The following is a 10,443-nucleotide window of genomic DNA, read 5'->3' as shown; positions in this document are numbered from 1 at the left end:
TTTTTACCGAAAAATTGGGTTTAAAGCCTCGCCCTTGTAGGGCGACTTTTTATTTTATGTGCAAGTGAATTGAATATGTGGTACAGTGTTATTAGTTGCCGGGGGGCACTCGGAAACTCGTGCGCGGACGTGGAGGGAAGCGTTAGACTACCGCCAAGGAAGCAGCACCCTGTGTTAGCGGCAGCTATGCGAAGCAAAGCGTCAACCCGCCGAGGAGCTACGGCTCAGTAGGAATCCCCGTGCCTTTAGGCCGGGGAGGATGTCAAATAGTAAGGCTTTCATTTCGCTTATTGCCTCTCATAGCAGTTTCGCTGTGCGACCCGTTCCCGGTCAAGGGTCTGGGATAATTCCCAAAAACTTAACCGGGGCATGGCTCTCAGCCATTCCTATCGGCTGAACCTAGACAACTTATTAACCATGTAGGTGAAAGTCCTACCCCACTGATGCTTGTGGTGAAAGCATAGCCCCCAAGGTCGAGACTGATCATCAATCCTTGAAGCGGGGATAAACGGCGATATCTGACAGCCTCAAGTTGGAAACTCGTCTAGTAGGTGTCCATGGGTAGCCTTGAGCAAAGAAGTGTAACTGTCGTTATGTCAAACCAGTGAAATCAGGCTGATACACTGGAACCAAAAGGTGATAGTCCAATAAGGAAATAGATGATAAGGTTAATCTATTTAAGCATTCCTGGACTCGGCAGAGAGCTTCACCCTATTTCTCGGTAAAAACTATATCCCTAGAAAAAACCGGCTTTGTTGCATCATGGGCCGAAACCCGGGAGTGTAGGGCAACTAGAAGTAAATCCCTACATACAGCCGTCGAATTTATTCCTGGACAGGTAATATTTGACTACTCCCCGCAGCTGTCGCCGAGGGGATTCTAAGTTGATACTACGCAACACCGATAAATCCTTGTTGCTTCGTTTTCTCATGATTATGACCAAAGATATATTCTCTGGGGACAATTTCCGCGGTGCCCCTACACAGTCAGCATAGCGTCTAAACCTAGCTTTCTGTTTACTTTATGTCTAAACATTTGTACATCCATATCATAGCACAGGAAAACTTTAGAAGTCTTGTCTAAACGACTCGCTTGTTTTCATCCCCCGGTTAAAACACGGGGGCTTTCAACGTCGCTTTTCGGTAAATTTTGCGGAAAAAAGAGCCTAGCTCGCCCCAATTATTTAACTGTCCAAATTGGTGATTACCAACATATTATGCTTGATCAAGAATTTTTATAGTAGACTTGTCGCTTTAGAACTTAAAAAAATCCCAAAAACCTTGTTCTGTAAGGATTGTAGCTATTGGGGTTCAAAAAAGCTTGGAATTATTGCTCTGTCTAGGTTAGAGTTATTTTTTCCCTTTATTTAGCGACAACTCTAGTATATCAATCATAGCCGTAGTCCCAATGTATTTTTCGATTCGAGCGATCGCGTTGTGAAGGCCATGACTTCAATTGAAATTGGCGAGGAACTTACTTTCTTTGATCCATCGACCGAATGGTCGATCGATAGAGAATTTGATTGTATTTTTCCAAGCAAAAATTGCCTAGTGCCGCTACGCGGAAGTCAAAAGTCAAAAGTCAAAAGTCAAAAGTATTGATTGGTAATGCTTTTAGGATTTTGTAACTGGTTAGTTATTTCTGCCATTCTGCACTAGGTACTATTCGAGGTGCCGCCTACTTCCCGTTAGATATTTTAACAAATTGACATCCTCCCGACGCTGCACTTGCGTGACAGCGCGGGATTCCTAACCATCGCGCTATTAGGCTTTTCTGCTTCAATGCACCAGCCTCCAAGGTCGATCGAGCCTCTTTTCGGTCTAAAAGCGCGCTCCACAGACTGACACTGCTAGCCCAGCAGCCATATTTTTAAGTTTAACACACTATTGAAAAAACCGCAAAATTGATTGGTTTTCCCATGCGACGCTCCCCTTCGGGAGAGCGCGGGTCTTCAACCAACGTTGAGATAAAAACTCGCGGAGCATATACAGCAGTACTTGGCTAAACGACCTTGATGTCCTAAAATTTGCTTGATAAAGAGTCTCAATAAACAGTCTTAGAGGTTGTTTGTAAATAATTATGAAGTGTTTTTACCCCTGACAAATTGGGTATTTCAGCCTATAAATCTGGGATAAATAACCAAGTTGTTAGAGTTTAAAGGTCAATCATTGTATATTACAAAACTTTACAAACAGTCTCTTAAAGAAAAGCCTGAGAGCTACGACCATGAATAAATACGATGACATTGCCGAGTATTATGACGCCACTATGAAGAGTGGATATTACGACTATGCGAAAGAAGCTCAGTCCCTCGACTCTATCCTTAAAGGTCGGAAAAAACTTCTCGAAATAGGGGTAGGAACGGGATTACTTGCAGAAAAATTGCTCGAATTAGATCCCAGCTATGAGATAACTGGAATAGATTTTACTCCTGCTATGTTAGACCGGGCTAAAGCTCGTTTGGGAAATCGGGCAAAGGTAGTAGAAGGTAATGTGTTATCAATGGATCTACAAGAATCTTTTGATGGAATATATTCCCATGGGGGTCCGGCAGGTGTATGTCGGGTTGGTAACAATTACCACTTATACAGTTTTCTGCCCAATTTTGAGGACACCGTTAAAATGTTAAACAATATTGCCCGCCATTTAGTTGACGGAGGATTGTTTGTACTTAACATTCAATCAGAAGAAACCGATGCAGATGGCGACCAAGACATTGGCAACGGTATTGTTTACTGCTCTATAAAACTGATACAAAGCGTCACATAGCGTGACAAATTGAGGTTTACTTCCTGCTTCTACTGAGGCCGTCAGCGGTTTCTCATCCACAGGCATTCACGGTCGAGCCGACCGCATTTCTTAAATTAATACTTGCGTTTAAATCTCTATCTATTGACAAGCCACAGTCAGGGCAGTCATAAGTTCTCAGATTTAATGGCATATCTTGGACGTGACCGCACCTGCAACAAGTCTTAGAAGATGGAAAGAATCTATCAACTACTACTAACTCAGAGCCGTACCATTGGCACTTGTATTTAAGCTGTCTGCGAAATTCATAAAATCCTTGGTCAGCTATTGATTTGGCTAGCTTATGATTGGCTAACATTCCCCTGACGTTTAAATCTTCTATGACAATAGTGCCGTGGTTTTTGGCTAAATATGTTGTCAATTTATGAAGTGCGTCTTGACGGATGTTTGCTACTTTTCTATGTAACCTGGCTATCTTCCGTTGTGCTGCCCGACCGTTAGCAGAACCCACCTCTTTATGACGATTTAGGTATTGCAGTCGAGACAACTTCGCTTCAAATCTCTGATACGACTTCACACTTTCAAATACTTTCCTATTATATCGTTATTCTTTGATTAAGTCAATACTCCCAACAAAAGCATCTGTCTTTCCTAGACAATCAAGAAATGTACTTTTGGGAAACAGACTATCGTTTCAAAAAAGAAGGTGAAATAATTGCTAGCGATCGCCACAAGTTCTTAATGGTTTACGGCAAAGTTCTAGAAGATACTATGAAAACGGCAGGATTTAAATTGAAAGAGGTGACTCATGACGATTTATATATGGTTTACCAGAAAGTGAGTTCAACAATTAATAATTAATAATTAATTATTAATTATTACCTCTTCTTTTCAAGGAGAGGATTGACTAAAAGGAAAATTTTTTCTCTCTTGGTCGATTGGATATGGCAAGGAGACCTCGCCATCCCATCCTAAGGTCATGCTGCGCAAACGACCGCTTTTGTCTCCTTTAAAGGAGAGGCTTTAAACATTAATTATTCGGTAAAAAAAGGTTTTATATAGAATCCGGTTATATAGTATATGTTCATTATTCAATCTCCCCATCTCCCCATCTCCCCATCTCCCCCAACAATACAATTAAGTATTCAACTGGATTTGATATTACTCCTTACTCGTTACTCCTTACTCCTCAGTAATACGATAACTAATTACCCGGATTCTATATTAGTTGGACGCAACAAGAAAAACTTATTCACAATAATTAAGATTTCGCAGTAGCATGATATCAAAACACAATAACAACCAAGAAATAAAAGATGGGTGGCGAGATGATGTAACTGAATTTAGAAATTGGATGAAAATTATTCCAACTATTCCTGAGAAATTGTTCAAGATTGCCAGTGATCTTCCCACCCCGGCACTTGTGTACGACCTAGATACCATCACTGACACTGTAACGGCTTTACGAAACGACCTCAGAGAAATTCCGAATATTGAGCTTTGTTTGGCTGTTAAAGCAAACCGCTGCCAATCTGTGTTGCGTCATATGGCTAAACTTGGGCTAGGAGCAGACATTACCACCATACAAGAGCTAGATGCTGCCATAGCAGCAGGGCTGTGGCCAATCTACTCTACAGCACCAGGCTTCTCAGTTGCTGACCTTAAGCGTTTGGCAACTGAGGGTGTGATTCCAGATTTATGCAGTCTGTCTCAGTTGCGTGTCTGGTGTGAAAGCGCTAACCCAGACAAAAGAGTTGGGCTTCGACTTCGCCTTCCTTTTCACGAAGATTCCAAGGCTAAGAATGTAGTAACCAGGTGGAGTAGATTTGGAGTTGATCCAAAAGATTCCGGTCTACACAGCTTAATACAAACCCATAAGCTTGAGGTCGTCCATCTTCATGTTCATGAAGGTGAAACTTTTTCAGAAGCAGATCTACATCAGACCCTTGATTTGCTAGTATCTTGCTTGGAAATCTTTCCTAAAGTTGAAGTGCTCAATCTCGGCGGTGGTTGGGCTTACCTGTTCCATCTGCAAAAACCTGAAGCACAACGGGTTTGGGATCTAGTAAATAAAACCATTACTCGTATCAACAACCAGCGCCAGCAACCCGTGCGGCTTGTGATTGAGCCAGGAATGTTATTGACTATGATGGCAGGCTACCTGGTTGCGGAGGTCAAAGCAGCAGACGAGCATCCCTCTGGTCATCGCATTGTTGTTTTAGATACCTCTGCTTGGAACTTGATGTTCTGGGCACCACGTCCAGCAGTTGCTCAGATCCCTTTCCGAGAAGGACCGATGTTCGTCCATGACCTGGCAGGTTGTACCTGTTATGAGACAGATTATTTTTGTCTTAACGAAAAGATGGCAAGAGTAGAAGTTGGTGACCGCGTTATCCTGAATGCATCGGGTGCCTACACGAGCAGTGTGGCACGGAGTCTGCATGAACTACCAATACCTAAAGAGTTTGTCATTCGTGACAACCGTCTATGCTTGGTTTAGCGATTAAATTGGGTGACAAAAAAAGTGTCTCAAAGAGGCGACTCCCTAGGATTTATAGATGGTTTACCAGAAAGTGATTTCAACAATGAATAATGAATAATGAATAATGAATAATTACCTCTCCTTGAAAAGAAGAGGATTGACTAATAATGAAAAATTTTTTTCACAGGAGTCGATTTGATATGGCGAGGAGACCTCGCCATCCCATCCTAACGGACTGCTCCGCAAACGACCGCTTATTATCCCCTTAAAAGGGGAGGCTCATACCCACAATTTTTCGGTAAAAAAAGGCGTTGCATTATCAAGGGATGATTTTGATATGTACCCAAAAATTTAGCCCGATCAAGCAAAAGTTTCAGCCGAGACTTAAATGCTAGTTTAAATCTAGCTATGGGGGTCTAGGGGAGCCGTCGGATTGGCGACGTATCGACCGTGACAGCCAGAGGAGTTGGATAACGCCGACGTTGCCAGCAATAAGGAACAGAAAATTTGCCAAAAATCAGATAATTATAGATTTTATTAGATTTTTGTAGATTTCTGGGAACGGTAGTGCTGCATTTTAATGGTTGTCTATTGTAATTATTTGGTCAAGAGCAATGGCAGTGGGAGTATCTTGCTCCCATGAAGCAGCGTTGTTCATCTGAACTATATCTATTGGGTTTCGCAAGCTCAACCCAACCTACAGAAGTAAAAATGTTATTAAGATTAGCAGATTTTCAAATTTTTCTAGTTTAAAGTAATTATTATCTATATCTATATTATTTATCTGAAACAAATGCAAGTTCAAGAAAATAAGTTTTCCTGGTATGATGTCCCTGAAGATGTCAAAAGTTTATTGATGTTAGCTGTAGAAAATTGGGAGGATACTGAGACATCAGAAAATTATATTAATCAAGCTTTGGCTAAGACTGAGGGAAATCTGGATATTTTGATAGGTGCTTATCGTTATTTTTTCTATAAAAATAATATGAAAATGTCTCTACAATTGGCTGATATGGTAATTAATGAAGTGAAAAAACGGGAAAATTTACCGGATGATTGGCAGGAGGTAAAAACTATATTAGCTAGTCGAAAAAATGAGCAACAAATTAATCTTTTGATTACGGCTTATGCTGCTTCAGGATTAATTATTGCTAAGATGGGTGATTTGGTAAAAGCCAAGGCAATAAGTGAGGAAGTTCAAGAGATTGATGAGAAAAATGATTTAGCAAAAATTTTGTTTGATGTTATTACTAGACCACCAGATGAAGATGAAGATTAAGGTGATTTGCTAATTAATATTTTGAAGAAGGAAGAAGGTTTTTAGTTATCTAGGAGAAAAGGAATAAGTGGATAGGGATAGTATTATACCAAATCTCAAAAGTATTGCTACATCTCCTTGAGAGTAGGAAGTAGGGAGTAGAGAGTAGGGTTCAAAGATATAATATATCTTGGCTTAATGCCGAAAATAATGAAAAACATTACTGAACTATTATTATTATTTAATAACTGAAGTCTTAATGAAGTATAGCATTATTTTTGGGAATTGTTATTAGATCTGCCACTTCATATCTACAAATCCCAAGTAATTGTAGATACCCTGTAGGCGATGAGGTATTAAAATCAAGAAATAATAGCATAAATTTTTTATCAACCTCAAGTCACTAATTAAGTCTGAATTTTTTCTAGTGTATATCCTTTCTAATTATCAGCTATGACAAAAAAAATAGGTCTCAAGCCTCCCCTTTTAAGGGGATAAAAAATAAATTTCTGCATCTTCAAAACTTCCTATTACAAAAGGTAATGATAACTGATAACTTAATTAACATCATCAATACCAATTATATCTCCTTTAATTATAAAATCATCAGAGTTTAAAAATAAAAAATAATCCTCCAAATTCATTGCTCTATACCCTAAGTCTTAGAAAGATAAAAATTAAAAATTTTATGTTTTAATTATAGAATTATAGTTATTTCAGTTGAGATTGATACAAGCACTTCTTACCTTGAAAGAGTTTCATTCTTATTTGAAATGACTATATATCATCCTTGGCTAAACTAAACTTTAGTAAGGGTTGGGCAACTAAGCTCCTAGAAGCTTTAATTATGATCTATGTTTTTTTCTGCTTCCTTCTTCCCTCTTCCTTCCGATATTGCTATCCTATAGAGAAGTAACCTAATATTAACTTCCCCTACTTAACTATGACCGAAAAATCTCAGCGCATTTGTATCCTTGGTGGTGGCTTTGGTGGACTTTATACCGCCCTTCGCCTAATCCAGTTTCCCTGGCAACCTTCAGAACAACCAGAAATAATTCTGATAGACCAGCGCGATCGCTTCCTCTTTGCCCCACTATTATATGAACTTGTGACCGGGGAATTACAAACCTGGGAAATAGCTCCTCCATTTGAAGAGTTATTCACCAACACCAACATTCGTTTTTGTCAAGGCGTCGTCTCTGAAATTGATATCAACCAACAACAAGTAAAACTAGAAAACGGTCAAGCATTCAGTTACGACCGCCTCGTTTTAGCTATGGGAGGTGAAACACCAATGGAAATGGTTACAGGTGCCGCCGAATATGCAATCCCATTCCGCACCATTGATGATGCTTACCGTCTCCAAGAAAAGTTACGAGTTTTAGAAGCATCAGACCGCGAAAAAATTCGGGTCGCCATTGCCGGGGGTGGTTATAGCGGGGTAGAATTAGCTTGTAAATTAGCAGATCGTTTGCAAGACAAGGGGCGAATTAGATTAGTCGAACGCAGCGATATGATTCTGCGAACATCCCCAGAATTTAACCGGGAAGCAGCTTCTCAAGCATTGTCTGAAAGAAATATTTGGATTGACTTAGAAACAGAAATTGAGTCTATTGAAACTAATCAAATTTCCTTAAAGTATAAAGGGCAAGTTGACACCATTCCTGTAGATATTGTTTTGTGGACAGTGGGTACAAAAGTCGCCCCAGTAGTAAAGTCATTACCATTGAAAAAAAATCAGCGCGACCAAATCATTACCAGTGCAACTCTACAAGTGCAAGACAATACACAAATCTTTGCTCTCGGAGATTTAGCAGACTGCCAAGATGCGGACGGACAAAAAGTACCCACCACTGCTCAAGTAGCGATACAACAATCTGATTATGTTGCCTGGAATATCTGGGCATCTGTCACTGGGCGACCTTTGTTACCATTCCGCTATCAGCCATTGGGTGAAATGATGGCATTGGGACTTGACAACGCGACTCTTACCAGTTTAGGAATTAAACTGGATGGTCAGGTAGCACATTTGGCAAGACGTCTAGTTTATTTGTATCGCTTGCCCACATTGGATCATCAAATTAAAGTTGCTTTCAACTGGATAGTTAATCCTATTCAAGAGGCACTATCAAGTTTTTCAACAACTAATAATTAATAATTAATAATTAATCATTACCTTTGCTTAAAACCTTTGCTTAAAATCGATAGGATTGGCGAAAAGGATTTTTTGTCTTTATTTCTTCTTCAAAGAAGAGGCTTTAAAGCTTAATTATTCCGTAAAGTTTCCTGATGATTAGTTCCTTTTTTCCTTCTAATCATCTTTACATTCATGTTGAAAATCACTATCGTGTTTTGTTTATTTGACCCTAAATTTATGATTAAAGACTGGTAGGCAAGGAATATGGAAAAAAAGGTTAAAAAATACTCCCCACCTCCCCATCTCTTTTTAAATAGATCAGGACTTACGCAAAATATTAAATTATACACAATATGTAGGGGTTAACGGCCGTTAACCCTTACTATATATGGTTGCTCTGCGTAAGTCCTGTAGATATTAAATGGGTTCTATATAGCAACTGCCATGACTACTGTTGACTTATGGAATATCTAAAATAAGGGAATATCAACCTTCCTCTTTCTTCTTTCTTCTTCCTTCTTACTTCTTACTTCTTCTTAAATATGACTAAAGTTATTTTGCTTGATGCTGTTGGTACTTTATTTGGTGTGCGCGGTAGTGTAGGTGAGATTTATCAACAGTTTGCCAGTCAGTGGGAAGTTGATGTTTCCCCTGCCGCTGTAAATGCAGCTTTTTTTGAAAGTTTTAAAACTGCTCCACCGATGGCATTTCCTGGGGTGCAGTCTACTAAAATACCCGAACTGGAGTTTGAGTGGTGGTGCGAAGTCGCTACTGCAACTTACAAAAAACTGGGAGTATTTGAGCAGTTTTCTGATTTCAGGAGTTTTTTTAGAGAACTTTACAATCATTTTGCTACTGCTGCACCTTGGTGTGTTTATCCTGATGTGAAACCTGCATTAACTAAGTGGCGCGATCGTGGAATCCAGTTAGCAGTTTTATCTAATTTTGATTCTCGACTTTATCCCGTTTTGGTAGCCTTGAAGTTAGCGGATTTTTTTGATAATGTAACTATTTCTACAGAAGTAGGAGCAGCTAAACCTGATCGAAAAATATTTGTCACTGCTTTACAAAAATGTGGTTGTGCTATTGAAGAAGTTGTGCATATTGGAGATAGTTTAACTGCTGATTATAATGGTGCAATTAATATAGGAATAAAAGCATTTTTATTAAGTAGAAATACGGTTTTACAACCAGAGGAAAATCACTTTGCTACTCTTCTTGATTGTTTTGATTATAGTTTTAGTTAGGTAAATTGAGGGGTTACACCCTCTAATTTATAACTTTTTCAAGCAATTATTATTATAGTTTATCATAATTAGATAACAATTATTAAACTGTTATGATCGAGATGCAAAATATTGGTATGATTAAATGCAGGATGGTAGAAACCTCCAAAAAGTAGATGTTGACAATATAAATCTGCTCAGTTGGGCAGATTTTTTTTGAGTATTAATACAAGCAAGATAATCTGATCTTCAACTTATTTTAAGTAAAAACTTCAAATTAAGCCCAACAAATAATGGCGTTGCTAAAATCTAATGGTAAGTAACTGAAAGTAAAATTGAAAAACTTATGTTTTTCGTTGATACTTAATCTCAAAATCATTACCACTCAGCAACGCCCAAATAATTAGTGAAAATTAGAAGTTTTGCAGGAACTTATTCGATATACTTACAGAGTTACTATAGCTGCCGATACTATTTTGCTAACAATTGTTAACAATGCACAGCAAGATTAACTTACTGAGGGGGTATCTCCCAATGTGGTAGAAAATTTCTCTACCACGCTTTTGATCAAAATTCCACGCGGGACCTTTAA

The 10,443-nt window shown here is 38.9% G+C and carries 6 protein-coding genes and 1 pseudogene; 6 read left to right on the top strand and 1 reads right to left on the bottom strand.

Translation table 11 applies throughout. From position 1 onward, the window contains the following. Positions 1-2,226: 2,226 nt before the first annotated feature. Positions 2,227-2,769 (top strand): class I SAM-dependent methyltransferase, encoded by a 543-nt coding sequence (locus F6K23_RS39130; protein ID WP_293166396.1) that lies wholly within the window; start codon positions 2,227-2,229, stop codon positions 2,767-2,769. Between the two features lie 52 nt (positions 2,770-2,821). On the opposite strand, the pseudogene F6K23_RS39125 reads toward F6K23_RS39130, so the two are convergent. Then, positions 2,822-3,328: pseudogene (locus tag F6K23_RS39125) on the bottom strand (RNA-guided endonuclease InsQ/TnpB family protein); the annotation flags it as partial. Between the two features lie 86 nt (positions 3,329-3,414). Between F6K23_RS39125 and F6K23_RS39120 the strand changes: the two are divergent. The 5 genes from F6K23_RS39120 (at position 3,415) to F6K23_RS39100 (ending at position 9,872) form a co-directional block, all read left to right on the top strand. Next, a complete protein-coding gene (locus tag F6K23_RS39120) occupies positions 3,415-3,609 on the top strand; it encodes a hypothetical protein (protein ID WP_293166392.1) in 195 nt (64 codons plus the stop codon). A gap of 418 nt (positions 3,610-4,027) precedes the next feature. Further along, a complete protein-coding gene (locus F6K23_RS39115) occupies positions 4,028-5,248 on the top strand; it encodes a hypothetical protein (RefSeq protein ID WP_293166390.1) in 1,221 nt (406 codons plus the stop codon). A gap of 775 nt (positions 5,249-6,023) precedes the next feature. Beyond that, positions 6,024-6,509: a hypothetical protein gene (locus tag F6K23_RS39110; protein ID WP_293166388.1), complete on the top strand. Its 486-nt coding sequence runs from the start codon at positions 6,024-6,026 to the stop codon at positions 6,507-6,509. 922 nt (positions 6,510-7,431) lie between these two features. After that, complete coding sequence (locus tag F6K23_RS39105) at positions 7,432-8,643, top strand: NAD(P)/FAD-dependent oxidoreductase (protein WP_293166386.1); 1,212 nt, start codon at positions 7,432-7,434, stop codon at positions 8,641-8,643. 524 nt (positions 8,644-9,167) lie between these two features. Further along, positions 9,168-9,872, top strand: a complete 705-nt coding sequence (locus F6K23_RS39100) for an HAD-IA family hydrolase (protein ID WP_293166385.1) — start codon at positions 9,168-9,170, stop codon at positions 9,870-9,872. Positions 9,873-10,443 lie beyond the last annotated feature (571 nt).

This window comes from Okeania sp. SIO2C9 (assembly GCF_010672455.1).
Classification (GTDB): domain Bacteria; phylum Cyanobacteriota; class Cyanobacteriia; order Cyanobacteriales; family Microcoleaceae; genus Okeania.
This window is presented reverse-complemented; position numbering and strand designations above follow the sequence as displayed.

Bases quoted from the DNA above. Each gene is read 5' to 3' on its own strand.
- F6K23_RS39105 (WP_293166386.1), top strand. From the start codon at position 7,432: ATGACCGAAAAATCTCAGCGCATTTGTATCCTTGGTGGTGGCTTTGGT.
- F6K23_RS39100 (WP_293166385.1), top strand. From the start codon at position 9,168: ATGACTAAAGTTATTTTGCTTGATGCTGTTGGTACTTTATTTGGTGTG.
- F6K23_RS39110 (WP_293166388.1), top strand. From the start codon at position 6,024: ATGCAAGTTCAAGAAAATAAGTTTTCCTGGTATGATGTCCCTGAAGAT.
- F6K23_RS39115 (WP_293166390.1), top strand. From the start codon at position 4,028: ATGATATCAAAACACAATAACAACCAAGAAATAAAAGATGGGTGGCGA.
- F6K23_RS39120 (WP_293166392.1), top strand. From the start codon at position 3,415: ATGTACTTTTGGGAAACAGACTATCGTTTCAAAAAAGAAGGTGAAATA.
- F6K23_RS39130 (WP_293166396.1), top strand. From the start codon at position 2,227: ATGAATAAATACGATGACATTGCCGAGTATTATGACGCCACTATGAAG.